This window comes from Streptomyces sp. RKND-216 (assembly GCF_004795255.1).
In the GTDB taxonomy this organism is placed as follows: domain Bacteria; phylum Actinomycetota; class Actinomycetes; order Streptomycetales; family Streptomycetaceae; genus Streptomyces; species Streptomyces hazeniae.
In genome coordinates this window covers 3,261,303-3,274,958 of sequence record NZ_SSBQ01000002.1, presented here as the reverse complement: position 1 = coordinate 3,274,958, position 13,656 = coordinate 3,261,303, and the positions used below count along the sequence as shown (strand labels likewise).

General features: G+C 66.5%; 16 protein-coding genes and 1 tRNA gene. 14 read left to right on the top strand and 3 right to left on the bottom strand.

Annotated elements, in window-relative coordinates:
- Positions 1-14: 14 nt before the first annotated feature.
- Positions 15-1,142, bottom strand: a complete 1,128-nt coding sequence (locus tag E4198_RS14735; protein ID WP_136183552.1) for a GNAT family N-acetyltransferase — start codon at positions 1,140-1,142, stop codon at positions 15-17.
- A gap of 396 nt (positions 1,143-1,538) precedes the next feature.
- On the opposite strand from E4198_RS14735, the gene E4198_RS24920 reads away from it, so the two are divergent.
- Positions 1,539-1,706 (top strand): hypothetical protein, encoded by a 168-nt coding sequence (locus tag E4198_RS24920; RefSeq protein ID WP_168711440.1) that lies wholly within the window; start codon positions 1,539-1,541, stop codon positions 1,704-1,706.
- A gap of 324 nt (positions 1,707-2,030) precedes the next feature.
- Entirely contained in the window at positions 2,031-4,661 is a 2,631-nt protein-coding gene (locus E4198_RS14730) for an NB-ARC domain-containing protein (RefSeq protein ID WP_136183551.1), read from the top strand.
- Positions 4,662-5,020: 359 nt separating this feature from the next.
- On the opposite strand, the gene E4198_RS14725 is transcribed toward E4198_RS14730, so the two are convergent.
- A complete protein-coding gene (locus tag E4198_RS14725; protein ID WP_136183550.1) occupies positions 5,021-5,488 on the bottom strand; it encodes an NUDIX domain-containing protein in 468 nt (155 codons plus the stop codon).
- Positions 5,489-5,504: 16 nt separating this feature from the next.
- Between E4198_RS14725 and E4198_RS14720 the strand changes: the two genes are divergently transcribed.
- The 12 genes from E4198_RS14720 (at position 5,505) to E4198_RS14670 (ending at position 12,931) form a co-directional block, all read left to right on the top strand.
- A complete protein-coding gene (locus E4198_RS14720) occupies positions 5,505-6,284 on the top strand; it encodes a GntR family transcriptional regulator (protein ID WP_136183549.1) in 780 nt (259 codons plus the stop codon).
- Between the two features lie 136 nt (positions 6,285-6,420).
- Positions 6,421-6,777, top strand: a complete 357-nt coding sequence (locus tag E4198_RS14715) for a hypothetical protein (protein WP_136183548.1) — start codon at positions 6,421-6,423, stop codon at positions 6,775-6,777.
- 2 nt (positions 6,778-6,779) lie between these two features.
- Complete coding sequence (locus tag E4198_RS14710) at positions 6,780-8,117, top strand: FtsK/SpoIIIE domain-containing protein (RefSeq protein WP_136183547.1); 1,338 nt, start codon at positions 6,780-6,782, stop codon at positions 8,115-8,117.
- Positions 8,118-8,208: 91 nt separating this feature from the next.
- Complete coding sequence (locus E4198_RS14705) at positions 8,209-8,901, top strand: DUF2637 domain-containing protein (protein ID WP_247597691.1); 693 nt, start codon at positions 8,209-8,211, stop codon at positions 8,899-8,901.
- Positions 8,902-8,920: 19 nt separating this feature from the next.
- Positions 8,921-9,067, top strand: a complete 147-nt coding sequence (locus E4198_RS24915) for a hypothetical protein (RefSeq protein WP_168711439.1) — start codon at positions 8,921-8,923, stop codon at positions 9,065-9,067.
- 2 nt (positions 9,068-9,069) lie between these two features.
- Positions 9,070-9,264, top strand: a complete 195-nt coding sequence (locus E4198_RS14700; RefSeq protein ID WP_136183545.1) for a mobile element transfer protein — start codon at positions 9,070-9,072, stop codon at positions 9,262-9,264.
- 16 nt (positions 9,265-9,280) lie between these two features.
- On the top strand, positions 9,281-9,475 hold the full coding sequence (locus E4198_RS14695) for a hypothetical protein (RefSeq protein ID WP_136183136.1): 195 nt from the start codon (positions 9,281-9,283) through the stop codon (positions 9,473-9,475).
- A 15-nt stretch (positions 9,476-9,490) separates the two neighbouring features.
- Positions 9,491-9,829 (top strand): SpdD-like protein, encoded by a 339-nt coding sequence (locus E4198_RS14690; RefSeq protein WP_136183544.1) that lies wholly within the window; start codon positions 9,491-9,493, stop codon positions 9,827-9,829.
- A 96-nt stretch (positions 9,830-9,925) separates the two neighbouring features.
- A complete protein-coding gene (locus E4198_RS14685; protein ID WP_136183543.1) occupies positions 9,926-10,114 on the top strand; it encodes a hypothetical protein in 189 nt (62 codons plus the stop codon).
- Positions 10,111-11,499 carry a replication initiator protein RepSA gene (repSA, locus tag E4198_RS14680; protein ID WP_136183542.1) on the top strand — a complete coding sequence of 463 codons (1,389 nt, stop codon included), beginning with the start codon at positions 10,111-10,113 and terminating at the stop codon, positions 11,497-11,499. Before E4198_RS14685 ends, repSA begins: the two co-directional genes overlap by 4 nt.
- Positions 11,500-11,501: 2 nt before the next feature.
- A complete protein-coding gene (locus E4198_RS14675; RefSeq protein ID WP_136183541.1) occupies positions 11,502-11,708 on the top strand; it encodes an excisionase family DNA-binding protein in 207 nt (68 codons plus the stop codon).
- Positions 11,696-12,931, top strand: coding sequence for a site-specific integrase (locus E4198_RS14670; protein WP_210732827.1), 1,236 nt, complete (start codon positions 11,696-11,698; stop codon positions 12,929-12,931). The genes E4198_RS14675 and E4198_RS14670 overlap by 13 nt, the downstream gene beginning before the upstream one ends.
- A gap of 519 nt (positions 12,932-13,450) precedes the next feature.
- On the opposite strand, the gene E4198_RS14665 is transcribed toward E4198_RS14670, so the two are convergent.
- Positions 13,451-13,527 (bottom strand) — tRNA-Thr (locus tag E4198_RS14665).
- Between the last annotated feature and the right edge of the window lie 129 nt (positions 13,528-13,656).

Genomic DNA, 13,656 nt, shown 5'->3' with positions numbered 1-13,656 from the left:
ACGAGGGGGAAGGATCACGCCTCGCTGCCGGAGCGCAGTCGCCCCAGCCGCCTGAGCAGCCTGTCCGCCGGGCGGCGCAGCCCGGGACGGCCGAGCACGGTCCGCCGCAGCGCGCGCAGGGGACCGCGCCGCACCTGGTGGGCGAACGCCACGGGGTGCGGCCGCTTCACCCAGCCCTCGCCGACCCGCAGCTCACGGGTCTTGAGCGCGTCCTTGTACCACATCTCGCCCCGGCCCAGGTCGAGATACGCCTGCCCGGAGGCCGCCGCGTGTTCGGCCATCTTCAGGTGCAGCAGCATGCCCGGCGAGAGATTCGAGTGGTCCGTGTCGTATGCCGGGAACCAGCAGCTGATCACCTGCTGCGACCGCAGACCGAAGTGCCCGGCGATCGGCCGCTCGCCCGCGTACAGCACGGACAACAGCCCGGCGCACTCCGGCTCGTGCGCCCCGAAGAGCTGCTCCACGAGCCCCAGCAGCTCCGGCTGCGCGAAGCGGTCGCTGCGGCCGGTCCTCCGGTACTGCGCCGACTTCCACCGCATCAGCGTGCGGAGCAGGTCCGGGTCGCGCTCGTCGTGCACGTAGCGCAGCTCGCCCAGCTCGCGCTCCAGCTTGCGCTCACGTCGGCGCAGATCGCGTACGAGCTTCGGCGAACGGCTCCGCAGACCTTCGAGATACGGCTCGTAGCCGTCCCCGACGTCGATCACGGGCGACGGGTACCACCGGGTGGCCGCCGCCCCGAACGGCCACTGCATTTCGGCGAGATGGTCGAACTCCCAGATGGCCAGCCCGCAGGCGCGCAGCAGTTCGTGCGGGTCGGCCCGGAAGTCCCCGTCGTGCACCATGCCCTGACAGTCGGACACCCCGAGGCCGACGGCCGTCCCCACCCCCAGAGGGCTACGACGGAAGGGGAAGAACGCGGCGGCCGTACCGCCGTCCGCCACACCGGGCCCCTCGCGCCGGTCACGCACCACGGCCACCTGCACGCCGCCGAAGCAGTCACCCACCGCGGCCGTGAAACCGTAGGAGAGGAAGGGGTTCGCGAGCGCGTCGTTGCCCGACTCCCAGGCCCGGGCCTGCAAACCGGCCCAGGCCGCCCGGTCCGCCGCGCTCAGCTCCCCGGGGGCGTGCACGGTGACGTCCACGTGGTCCCCACCTTCCCGCAGTGCGGCCTGCAGGGGGATCGACCGTGGGGGTGACCCCTTTTGTCACGGTAATGCCGAATCCCCCGCCCCGCAGACCGGGAGCAACCCCCCGCCCCGCGCAGCCCCGCACAGTCGCGCCACCCGGAACCGTCGGCTGATGTCAGCCGGTGATGCCACAAGCCCCCAGCGATTCCGCAAGGGCCTTGCGAGCTGGAGTGGACTGGAGCCGCCTGTCGGATTCGAACCGACGACCTTCTGTTTACAAGCTGTAACCGGCTCGGTCATCTACGGCCATACTGGCCGCTGCAGAACCTCGCGCGGCTACCACCGGTCGGGGACGGTCACCAAGGTTGCTGTACTCCGCTGCTGTACAGCACTGCCAACGAGGAGTGAAGCGTGACCCTGTTGCGCAAGGGCTCACGGCATCTGACGGTCGACGGCGTACGGTACCGCTGGCTGATGCGCCGTACGCCTACCTACAGCCAAGGCATCTGCGAGACGCCGATGACTGTCGCCGTCGAGTTGGCCGAGCAGCTGGTATCCGCTCCGGTGTCGGTCAGCTGATCAGCGAGTGTGACGGTCGTCAACCTCCCTCGCCTTCTGTCAGCCGTGGCCACCTTCGCACGGTCCCAGAGACGGCCCCGGCCGCAGCCGGCCCCCGCCATCGTGTCCAATGCGGTGCCGCTGCCAGCTCTCACTCTGCACGGGAGAGACCGGGAGTTGTTCATCCTGGTAGTGCCACGGGACGATGCGGTCGACTTCAACGACGCAAGATGAGCCGATTGAAGAGACCAAGCGCCATCGGTCCTTTATCCTGGAAGGTGGTGGTCACACCGTCAGAAGCAGCGCCCGTATCGTTACCCTGCCACACTTGGAAGGTCTCACTTCATGACCATTTCCTTCATTCCCGCTTCCAGGATGCTCGAACGATCGAGGTTGGCGCAAGAGGAGTCCGATACTGCCTATTTTTTCGACCTCCTTTACTTGGGCGAGATGGTGACGAAAGTGCTCGTCATTGAGATTCTAACTGCAATCGAAGACGATCGCGAGCGGCATAGGTACTCTCTCGAGTACGAGCTGGTTCGAGCAGATGGAATTGGAAGATGGGCTGAGGTTTTGGACCAGGCGGTTTCAGGGCCTGCGAGTCAGCATCTCAACATCGCAGGCCGCGATTCTCAGCGGGCTATTTCTGAGACGTTTAAGCCAGGCGCCGATGGCTGGCAGCGTAAGGCAGTCGATTCTCTCAATGAGGTTTGCAGATGTCTTGAAGCGACGTACGAGGACCTCACGCGTCAAAGAACCAGTCTAAGGGCTTGGGTGCGCCAATTCAGCTGGCTGAGAAACCGCACGCGCGGCCACGGTGCCCCACGCGGTGCCACGCTTTCCAGCATCTGCCCACCACTCGAAGAATCACTTGCAGCGGTCTTGGAGCATGCACCTGCCTTCAACCGAGCATGGGCCCATCTCCACCGAAGCCTGTCAGGAAAGTACCGCATCAGCGCTTTCGGTAATGGGCGAGATGAGTTCGCCCACCTCGCTCGCGAGAGTGATCACTCCCTCCCGGATGGCAGCTATGTCTATCTAGGGGAACCCCGCCGTTCTTCGCTTCTCTTCACAGACCCCGACCTTACAGACTTTTATCTACCGAATGGCAATTTCCGTAACGGCAAATTCGAAGCGCTGTCTTATGTCAGCGATGAGGTGCGCACCATTGATGGTAGCGGATACCTTCTCCCGAAGGAGGCACAACCCCCTTCGGAGACAACCGCGAATCCGGCTATGGACTATGTAGGGCAGGCTCTCAGTAACGTACCTCCGCGCCCGGATCGTTATGTGGAGCGTGCTGCCCTAGAAAGAGAACTTGCGGAACTTCTCTGTGACGATCGCCACCCGGTAGTTACTCTGCAAGGCCGCGGGGGCGTAGGCAAGACCTCCCTGGCTTTGGAAGTGCTTCATAAAATCTCCCAAACGGACTCCTTCTTTGGCATTATCTGGTTCAGCGCACGGGATATTGACCTGCTGCCAGAAGGACCTAAAGTGGTGCGCCCCGACGTACTTTCTATCGATGACGTAGCGAGAGATTTCGCCGGATTGATGGAAATTACACCTTCACCGAAGGCGGCCGAGGCGCGAGAATACTTGTCGAGCAATTTGTCCGGAGATTCAGAATGGGGTCCATTCATTTTCGTGCTCGATAACTTCGAAACCATCAGAGATCAAGCTGAACTCTTCCAATTTCTTAGCAATTCCGTTCGCCTCCCAAATAAGGTGCTTATTACGACGCGCACGCGTGATTTTAAGGCAGACTACCCTATCGAAGTAAGCGGAATGAACGAAAGTGAGTTCAATGAACTTGTTGATGTGACGGCCGTTAGGCTTGGCATCTTCGAGCTCATCGACCCTGAATACAGGGACGCACTTTACCGCGAATCCGGCGGTCACCCGTACATTACGAAAGTACTGCTTGGGGAAGTGGCAAATGAAGGGCGCCGGATCACCCCGCGGCGCGTCATGGCCGCTAAAGAGGTTATGCTTGACGCCTTGTTTGACCGTTCCTACGCTTCTCTTTCCTCGTCCGCTCAGCGGGTCTTCCTAACTCTGTGCAATTGGCGCTCCCTTGTACCACGCATCGGCCTGGAGGCGGTGCTCCTTAGGCCTGTGCCCGGACATTCCGATACCAACATGGCCCATCTCGACGTCGATGCCGCTTTGCGAGATCTTGAGCAGAAGTCTCTCATTGAAATTGTTCGCGAGGGGGGCGATGGACAGGAATTTCTCTCCATTCCGCTTGCGGCAGCGGAATTTGGGAAGAAGAAACTGGTGACGAGTCCGCTTAAATTTGCCATCGACTCAGATCTTGAGTTGATAAGAGGCTTTGGAGCTACAAGCACCACAGACCTGGCGCATGGTCTAGGCCCCCGGGTTGACCGCTTGGCAAGATTGGCAGCGCAGCGAGCCGAGAACGGAGAAGATGTCAGTCAGGAACTTTCTGTAATCGAATACATTGCTACCGGATTTCCGTCGGCATGGCTTACCCTAGCGCAACTTCAGCGAGATCAGATGTCCGACCTGACGGCGGCTATTCATTCTGTTAATCGCTACATCGAAAATAATCCAGTAGACCAAGAAGGATGGAATCGTCTGGTGGCTCTGTACCAGGCGGCCGACGATCCGCTCGCTGAAATGAACGCCCGGTTGCAACTTGCCGAGCTCACTCGCCCAGCATTCAAAGATCTGAGTTCTGCGGCTTCTCGGCTTAACGGCCTCCTCTCTCGCAGGGAGCTAGTTCTTGACGCTGACGAACGGCGCCTCATGGTTCGTAAGCTGCGTTTGCTACTCGAATCGCGTCATCAGGAAGCAGACGCAACCGATCTTTCTCGCCTCGCCTGGCTATGCATGTTTACCCAGGATACTCAGGCTGCCGATGGCTGGACGACAGAAGGACTAAAACGAGATCCACACAACGAGCACTGTCTGCGCCTGAAGCGTCGACTTGCTTCTGGCGCTAACGATGACTGAACTACTGCCGAAGGCCAGTCAGAGCGGACTGTCACCTTCGAGGTTGGTGGAGTGACTTTGGGCTGGAGCTGCCATGGGGCGAGAGATCGGGGGCCCGTAAGCTTGCCGCGACTCGGGCAGCACCTAGCCTGCCCGCAATAGCCCGAAGTGGGCCCCCGATCTTCGAGGCTCGCCCCATGGTGGCTGCCTAAAGTCACGGAGCCGACCGCCCCAGCCACGATGGCGCCCCCTTCTGTGGCTCGCACCGTGCGCGGGCCGGCGGCCGGGCCGGAGCGGGGCGGAGACAGGAGCGTCGGCCCGGCGGCGAGCCGGGCCGCGCGGCGAGCGGAGCGAGCCGTCTTGATGAAGTAGGGAAACTCTTACCGCGTCTCGATGAGCTGGCGGCCATCGTGGTTGCGAACATGCGGCCCATCGCTGGCAGTTGCGTCCATCAGGCGTACTGCGTAGACCTCGCTCATCCGCTCGGTCACCTCTTCGGGCGTGAGCCATGCGACGGCGGTGGACTCGTCGGAGGTGCGCTCGGCTCCGCCGGACGGCTTGCAGCGGAAGACCAGAGCCACGACGCCTCGCGCCAGGTTCTTGTAGACGCCGCTGAGCTGGTCTACCTCGACCCGGATGCCGGTCTCCTCGTAGACCTCGCGTCGCACGCCCTCCTCCGGTGACTCGTCGAGTTCGAGTACGCCCCCGGGGAGCTCCCACTTGCCGTTGTCCGCGCGCTTGATCGTAAGGAACCTGCCATCCTCGCGGATGACCGCTCCGGCGACGGACACGGAGTGCAGCGGCGTTGACCGCGCTGTCGGGGTACCGATACTCATGTATAGGAGCATAGGAGGAAGCAAGGACATGGGTACACCTGCGGCACGCGACTCGGCCGTCCCGAAGTATCTCCAGATCGCCGAGGGCCTGGCCCAGCAGATCCGCGAGGGCGTACTCGCCCCCGGTGAGCAGGTGCCCAGTGAGGCCGAGGTGATCAAGCAGTACGGCGGCTCTGTCGGCACCGTCCGGAAGGCCATCGCCGAGCTGCGCACGGCCGGGCTCGTCGAGACGCACCACGGCCGCGGCTCCTTCGTGAAGCGCCGGCCTCCTGTGCGCCGGAAGTCCTCCGACCGGTTCCGCCGCTCGCACCGCAAGGCCGGGAAGGCCGCGTACCTGGCCGAGAGCGAGCAGACCGGGTCCACTCCGTCGGTGAACGTGCTCTATGTCGGTCCGATGGAGGCGCCCGAGGAGATCGCCGAGCGACTGACTGTCGAGCCTGGCACGAAGGTGCTCGCCCGGCGGCGGCTGTACTTCAGCGACGGCATCCCGACCGAGGAGGCCACCTCGTACCTGCCGTGGGACGTGGTCAAGGACATCCCGGAGATGTTCGCGGAGAACCCCGGCGGCGGTGGCATCTACGCCCGCCTGGAGGAACACGGCAACACCCTCGCCGAGTACGTCGAGACCGTCCGCGCCCGGCTGGCAACCAAGCAGGAGACGTCCGGTCTGAGCCTGAGCCCCGGCTCGCCCGTCATCCACCTGGTGCGCGAAGCGATCACGGACACCGGCCGCGTGGTCGAGGTGTGCGACACCGTGATGGCCGCTGACAAGTTCGTCCTCGACTACCGCATCGCCGCCGGGGACTGACGCACCGGCAGGTCAGAGCGTCGCGAACAAGAAACTTCGAGAAGGGACTTGACTCATACACATGAGTGCGCGACTCTTCTAACCGTCACTCATATACATGAGTGACGGAGTCGATCACATCTAGAGGAGTCTCCTCATGCGTCAGATCCCCGTCGACACCAACGCCGCTCAGGTCATGGCTGCTGGTCCGGCTGAGCCGAAAGTCAACCGGCAGACCGGTGAGGTCCAGACCGACCGCGAGACCGGCGCGAAGCTCATGACGGTGAACGTGATGTTCGCCCTGGAGGGCAACGCCCCGGAGATCCTGGCCATCACAGTTCCGGACACCGGCGTCTCCGGTGAGCTGGCCATGGGCACGCCGCTGGCGCTGACCGGCCTGGTCGCGCGGCCGTGGGAGAACGAGTTCAACGGCCAGCGTCGGCACGGCATCGCCTTCCGCGCCGTCGCTGTCACCTCCCTGGCCGACACCGGCGCCAAGGCCAAGGCGGCCTGACCATGGAGACGCTGACGATCGCCTCCGTGGTGGTCATCCTGGGCATGGCGGCGCTGCTGCGGTGGCGCCGCCCGGCCTGGTACTGGCTCACCTTCGGTGCCCTGGTCGCGGTGATCCGGCTCCGTGTCCGGTACGCCTCGGTCATGGAAGCCTGCGGGCTGACCGTTCCGCCGTCGCGACTGCGGCTGCTGCTCGCACGAGCCACCCGCAGCGAGGTGCCGGCCTCCCGCGTCCCACGCATCCGCCGTCTCCGGGTGACTCGGACTGGTCTGGTGGTGCGGGTCAAGCTCCAGCCGGGGCAGGACGCGTTCGACTTCGCCGCCGCCTCGGACCGGTTGCGGCACTCCTTCGGCATGCAGGGCGTCTCCTCGCGAGAGGTCAAGGCCGGGATGGTCGAGCTGCGCATGACCGGCTACGACGTCCTGCGCCGGGTACAGATGCCCACCAAGACCGAAGAGTCGACGCTGCGGGTTCCGGTCTCCCTCCGCGAGGACGGCTCGGTGCACTACCGCGACTACCGGCAGGTCCCGCACGCGCTGAACATCGGCGCCACACAGTCCGGCAAGTCCGTCTACCAGCGCCGTCTGGTGGCTGCGCTCGCGCCGCAGCGGGTCGCCCTGGTGGGGATCGACTGCAAGAACGGTGTGGAGCTCTACCCGCTGGCCCGCCGCTTCTCCGCCCTGGCCGACAACCCGGACGACGCCCTGGGCCTGCTCGAAGCACTCATCGACCGCATGGAGACGATCCTCGACGTCATCCGGCGTGAGCAGCGCATCAGCGCCGACGTGCCGGACGCGGAGATCACCGCCGACATCTGGGGCCTGCCCGAGCATCTGCGGCCGGTACCGGTCGTGTTGCTGGTCGATGAGGTCGCCGAACTCGCCCTCGCCACGAAGGCGGAGGAGAAGCGGCGCGACGCCATCGTCACCGCCCTGGTCCGGCTCGCCCAGCTCGGCCGCGCCGCCGGCATCTACGTCGAGGTCTGCGGGCAGCGCTTCGGCGCCGACCTCGGCAAGGGCATCACCCTCCTGCGCTCCCAGCTCACCGGCCGCACCGCCCACCGCGTCAACGACGAAGCCTCCGCGAACATGGCCTTCGCCGACATCGCACCCGACGCCGTACTCGCCGCCGTCCAGATCGGCACCGACCGGCCCGGCACCGCCGTAGCCGCCGACTCCTCCGGCGGCTGGGTCCTCACCCGCACGCCGTTCACGACGCTGCGGCAGGCCGTCAACACCTGCAACCAGCACGCCGACCTCACCCCCGAGCTCCCGGAGCTGGCCGACTACCGGCCCGCCCTCGACACGGCCCGGGCCCGTGAGCTGACCGAAGCGGCCTGACCCCTTCGCGCGCTCCCCCTCGGTTGGTGTGACCGCCTCACGCCACGCCCCTACCCCACCCATGCCGAAAACCGGAAGGAGTGAACCGACCATGACGCAGCAGCAGGCAGAACGGGCCGCGATCCTCACCGCCGGGGCCGTCATCCTCGTCCTGACCGTGGCCGCGTTCTGGCTCTCCTACGCCCACCTCGCCGACGTCGCCAAGGAACACGGCCTCGCCTCCAGCCCCGAGCGGGCCTGGGCCTGGCCCGGCACCATCGACCTGTTCATCCTCGCCGGTGAAGTCCTCATGTTCCGCGCCGCACTGCGCGGGGCCTGGGACTGGTGGGCCTTCGCCCTCACCGCCGCCGGGTCACTCGGGTCCATCGGCCTCAACGTCGCCGGAGTCGAACAAGACGCCCTGAGCCTGGAACACGTCGTCGCCGCCGTCCCCCCGACCGCCGCCCTCCTCGCCTTCGGCGCACTCATGCGGCAAGTCCACGGCCTCGTCACCGACACCTCGACCGCCGACGAACCGGAGCACGCCCCGGCCGCGCTCGCACCGGCCGAAGAGCCGGCACCCACGACCACCCAGGTCGAGCAGGAGCCCGCACCGGTCGAGCCGGTCAAGGCCCCCGCCCCGGCACCGGCGGTCTCGGTTCCGGCTCCGCTGGTCGAGCACGCCCGGAAGCTCGCCACTGCTCACCAGGAGCGCACCGGGGCGCCGATGGACACCGACACCCTCCGCGCCCGCCTGGGCGTCCCCGCGCCGATGGCCGACGCCATCGCCGCCCAACTCACCTGACCGGAAGGACACACCCGCCATGGCCGGACGAGAGCCCACCGCCGCAGAGTTCCGCGACGCCGCCGACGAGATGGACGCCACCGGACACCACTTCCTCGCCCGCGAACTCCGGGCCGAAGCCGACGAACGCGACGCCCGCACCACCGACACCGACAAGGAGAACTGATCGTGGCTGCCCGTGACTTCTTCCACTCCGTCGAGCGCATCGGCCCGGTGCAGATCGGCACCCACCGCGACCGCCGCACCGGTCAGACCCGCCACGCAGCCGTGTGCACCTCCGAGCGCTGCGGCTGGTCCGCCGACTACGGCACCCGCTCCGCCGCCCAGCTTGCCGCCCGCACCCACCGCTGCCGCATCCGCTGAAAGGAGAGACCGACCCATGTCCGTAGAGATCCCGCTCGTCGCGCTCCTGGCCGTCTTCGGCTACTTCGGCATCAAGCTCTTCCGCCCCCCGACCTGGCTCGTCGTGACCCTCCTCCTCGGCGGCTTCCTGCTGGCCGACACCTTCATCGCCCCGGTCATCGAGGGCGGCGCCGAGACCGGCACGCAGATCGTCAACGGCACCAACGACTGAACGAAAGGACCCGCCATGTTCCGACCGAAATACCCCACCGTCCCGGCCCCGACCGGCACCACGCCGCACGTGGTCACTCCGGCCGCAATCCGTCCCGGCGCCGCTGTCGAACCGACCGGCTGCGACTGCCAGCACCCGGCCCCGGTGCATGCGCCGGCCACTCCGGTCCCCGCGGCTTCGGCCCGGATGACGCCCGGAACCGCTGCCGCGCTGGTGGCCGGTGGAACCGCGGCCGTCCTCGTCGTCGGCACGGTCCTGGTCTCCATGCTCCTGGCAGTCGCCATCACCGCCGCATCCCTCGCGGTCTGCGCCCTCGTCGTCCGCTCCCTGCTCAACGGCCAGCACCAGCGCTGACCGGCCCTCCGGGCGGCACCGATACCGCCAAGCATCCGCCGCCCCGGCAGGGCACAGCCCCCAACCAACCCAGTCAGATCAGAAGAGACACCCATCATGACCCACACGATCACCGCCCGACGGATGCGGCACTGCCGCGACTGCGACGGCTTCCCCGTCGTCGCCATCGACACCGGCCAGCGCCACCCCGACGGCACCCGCCGCACCCTCCGCGCCACCTGCCCGGCCTGCAACGGCACCGGCACCACCCCGCTCCGCACCCGCCCGGCAGAGGTGCGCGCATGACCCACACCGCCACACCGGCGGCCACGCTGGACCCGACCACCCTCGCCGACGCGCTCAGGGTGGCCGGGTCCCCCGGCTTCGACCGCTGGCAAGAACAAGTGCGCCGCACCGGCGGCTGCGCCAACCCCATCCACCTCACCGGCTGGACCCTCACCAAAGACAAGACCACGGGCGAGACGCTGCAGCGCTACTCCACCGAGGATGAGCCCGGCGGACGGCTCCGCGTCGCCTGCGGCAACCGCCGCGCCTCACGCTGCCCCTCCTGCGCCCACACCTACGCCGGGGATACCTGGCACCTCATCAGGGCTGGACTCGCCGGGGACGACCGCCGCGACATCCCCGCCACGGTGCGGGATCACCCGCGCGTCTTCGCCACCCTCACCGCGCCGTCGTTCGGCCCCGTGCACAACCGGCCCGACTCCGGCCGCTGCCGCTGCGGCACCCGCCACCCCGCCGACTCCGACACCCTGGGCACGCCACTCGACCCGGAGTCGTACGACTACGCCGGGGCCGTGCTGTTCAACAACCACGCCGGACAGCTCTGGCAGCGCTTCACCACCCGCCTCCGCCGCGAGATCGCCCGCCGCGCCGGGATCACCCAACGGGAGCTGTCCAACACGGCACGGGTGTCCTTCGGCAAGGTCGCAGAATTCCAGCGCCGAGGCGCGATCCACTTCCACACCGTGATCCGCCTCGACGGCCCCGACGGGCCACAAGACCCGCCGCCCTCCTGGGCCACGCTCGGGCTACTGACCGACGCCATCCGGGCTGCGATCCGGCACTCGTACACATCGGTCACCGTGCCCGCGACCGATGGGCATCCTGCCCACACCCTGCGCTGGGGCACACAGCTCGACGTGCGGCCGGTCAAGGCCTTCGGGGACGGATCAGAACTCACCGAGCAAGCCGTCGCCTCCTACATCGCCAAGTACTCCACCAAAGCCGCCGAGACCACCGGCACCCTCGACCGCCGCATCGGCGAAATGGCCGAACTCGACCACCACCAGGTGCCCGACCACACCCGCCGCCTTGTCCGGGCCTGCAAGGACCTCGACCCGGTGTATCCGGACCGGCGGCTGTGGGCCTGGGCACACATGCTCGGCTTCCGGGGCCACTTCTCCACGAAGTCGCGCCGGTACTCCACCACCCTCGGCGCCCTCCGGCAGGCCCGAGCCGACTACCGCGCCGCCGAGCAGACCGCCGCACTCGGCATCGAGGACCTGGAGCCGGACACCGTCCTCGTCCTTGCCGACTGGCAGTACGCCGGTCACGGCCACACCCCTGGCGAATCCGCACTCGCCGCCGGCATCGCTGCCGAGATCCGAACTCGACGCGAGACAGCCCGCGAAGCCCTGCAAGACCTACGTGCTCAGGAAGGAGACTAGCCATGAGCGCAGCCGTGATCGAGAGGAAGTGGCACACCACAGCCGAGGTCGCCGAGATGCTCGGCTTCGGGCTGTCCAAGACGAAGATGCTCGTTCTTACGGGCGAGATCCGCTCCGTGAAGATCGGCCGCAACCGTCGCATCCTGCCCGCGTGGGTGGACGAGTACGTCGAGCGCTGCGCTGCTGAAGCTGAGCGGTGGTCGGCATGAGCGGCAAGCGGGGCAACGGCGAAGGTTCGATCTACCCCTACCGCAACGGTTTCGCGGCATACGCCTGGGTCGACACGCCAGACGGGAAGCGGAAGCGGAAGTACGTGTACGGCAAGAGCCGTGCCGAGGTGCATGAGAAGTGGGTCAAGCTGCACGGCGAGGCGAGTAGGGGCCCGGTCGCCACCCGGCACCGCACGGTGGCCGGCTTCCTCGACTACTGGCTGACCTCTGTCGTGAAGCCGAACCTCGCTCCTCTGACGTATGTGGCGTACGAGGGGGCGGCGCGTCTGTACATCGCTCCGCACCTGGGCGCCAAGCGGCTCGACAAGCTGACCGTGCGGGACGCGCGCGAGTGGTTGACGAAGCTCGCCGACACCTGCCAGTGCTGCGCACAGCGCAAGGACGCCAAGCGCCGTCCCGAACGTCAGCGGTGCTGCGCCATCGGTGAGTGCTGCGAGCAGTACCCGAGCGGGCGAGTCGTGCAGATCGCTCGGGACACGCTGCGTGCGGCCCTGAGTCAGGCGGTGGTCGAGGAGGAGATCTCCCGCAACGTCGCCAAGCTCGTCCGGGTCCCCAAGCCGCGGCGCCGCAAGATCAAGGCGTGGTCCGTCGAGGAGGCGAGCCGTTTCCTGGAGCACGCCGCCACTGCCGATGACCCGCTCTACGCGGCGTGGGTCCTGGCGCTCACGCTCGGACTGCGACGCGGGGAGATCCTGGGCCTCACCTGGGAGTCCATCGACTTCGACGCCGGGCAGCTCTACATCGACCACCAGTTGCAGCGGGCCGGCAGTGAGGTGCTGCACCGCGAGACGAAGACGGAGGACTCGGAGACGTTCCTTCCTCTGCCCGAGCTCTGCCTCGGCGCGCTCAGGAAGCGTCTCGGTCAGCAGGAGCAGGACCGCCAGAAGGCCGGCGACCTCTGGCAGGACGGGCACGGGCTGATCTTCACCACCCGCTACGGCACCCCTATCGAGCCCGGCAACCTCACCCGGGCCTTCTCCGTTCGCATCCGCCAGGCCGGCCTCCGGGGCATCCCGCTCCGGAACACCCGGCACACCACGGGCTCGCTGCTCGTTGCCATGAAGGTGCACCCCAAGGTGGCACAACGAATCTTGCGGCACTCCAAGTTCACGATGACCTTCGACGTGTACTCCGAGGCCAGCGACGAGGAGATCCGGGACGCGCTGCAACGGCTCTCCAACAGGTTCGGCGGTCCCCCCTAGGAGCCAAGGCCCGAGCCTTAGCCGCAAGCGTCCGAGTCAACGTCGGCGGCTGGAGCGCCTGACCGCTACTCAAGACGGAACACAATCCGGAGTAGCTCCTTTGCACGGGCGCGCAGGTGATCACTGCGAGCGAGGAGAGCCAGCCAGAGGAACGCCGAGACTGTAGCGATGAAAAGGAACGCCCCAGAAGCAGCGGAAGCCATAAGTGATGCCAAGTCAGGTGCCACAGCAAGACCGTAGCTCCTACCATCAATGACTGCGAATGTAAAGCACTTTACAGGTTCAGTAAGCCGCTTTACGAGAGTATCCATCTGTACAGCTCACACGCCTGATGGAAGGCCGGACAGCGAGGGAGCACCCCTCCGATGTGGCGGACTTCACATGCGCCGCTGCATCCGCGGCGCACTGCAACGGTCAGTCAGAGCCCACCCAGCTCCTGACGATCACCCCGGTTGCTGTACTTCGCTGCTGTACGCACGACAGAGGCCCCGTTCCGATCTTGGGACGGGGCCTGTGAACTGGAGCCGCCTGTCGGATTCGAACCGACGACCTTCTGTTTACAAGACAGATGCTCTAACCAGCTGAGCTAAGGCGGCGTGCCGGGTGGCGCCCGGGGTGCAGTGTACCTGCCCGCATCGGGGTGACGACGTGGAGTTTCGACCGGCCGGGACTACTGACAAGCACGTGGGCGACGGGTTAACGTCTCGGAAACCTCCCCGCCGGGA

Bases quoted from the DNA above. Each gene is read 5' to 3' on its own strand.
- E4198_RS14730 (WP_136183551.1), top strand. From the start codon at position 2,031: ATGACCATTTCCTTCATTCCCGCTTCCAGGATGCTCGAACGATCGAGG.
- E4198_RS14725 (WP_136183550.1), bottom strand. From the start codon at position 5,488: ATGCTCCTATACATGAGTATCGGTACCCCGACAGCGCGGTCAACGCCG.
- E4198_RS14720 (WP_136183549.1), top strand. From the start codon at position 5,505: ATGGGTACACCTGCGGCACGCGACTCGGCCGTCCCGAAGTATCTCCAG.
- E4198_RS14715 (WP_136183548.1), top strand. From the start codon at position 6,421: ATGCGTCAGATCCCCGTCGACACCAACGCCGCTCAGGTCATGGCTGCT.
- E4198_RS14710 (WP_136183547.1), top strand. From the start codon at position 6,780: ATGGAGACGCTGACGATCGCCTCCGTGGTGGTCATCCTGGGCATGGCG.
- E4198_RS14705 (WP_247597691.1), top strand. From the start codon at position 8,209: ATGACGCAGCAGCAGGCAGAACGGGCCGCGATCCTCACCGCCGGGGCC.
- E4198_RS24915 (WP_168711439.1), top strand. From the start codon at position 8,921: ATGGCCGGACGAGAGCCCACCGCCGCAGAGTTCCGCGACGCCGCCGAC.
- E4198_RS14695 (WP_136183136.1), top strand. From the start codon at position 9,281: ATGTCCGTAGAGATCCCGCTCGTCGCGCTCCTGGCCGTCTTCGGCTAC.
- E4198_RS14690 (WP_136183544.1), top strand. From the start codon at position 9,491: ATGTTCCGACCGAAATACCCCACCGTCCCGGCCCCGACCGGCACCACG.
- E4198_RS14685 (WP_136183543.1), top strand. From the start codon at position 9,926: ATGACCCACACGATCACCGCCCGACGGATGCGGCACTGCCGCGACTGC.
- repSA (WP_136183542.1), top strand. From the start codon at position 10,111: ATGACCCACACCGCCACACCGGCGGCCACGCTGGACCCGACCACCCTC.
- E4198_RS14675 (WP_136183541.1), top strand. From the start codon at position 11,502: ATGAGCGCAGCCGTGATCGAGAGGAAGTGGCACACCACAGCCGAGGTC.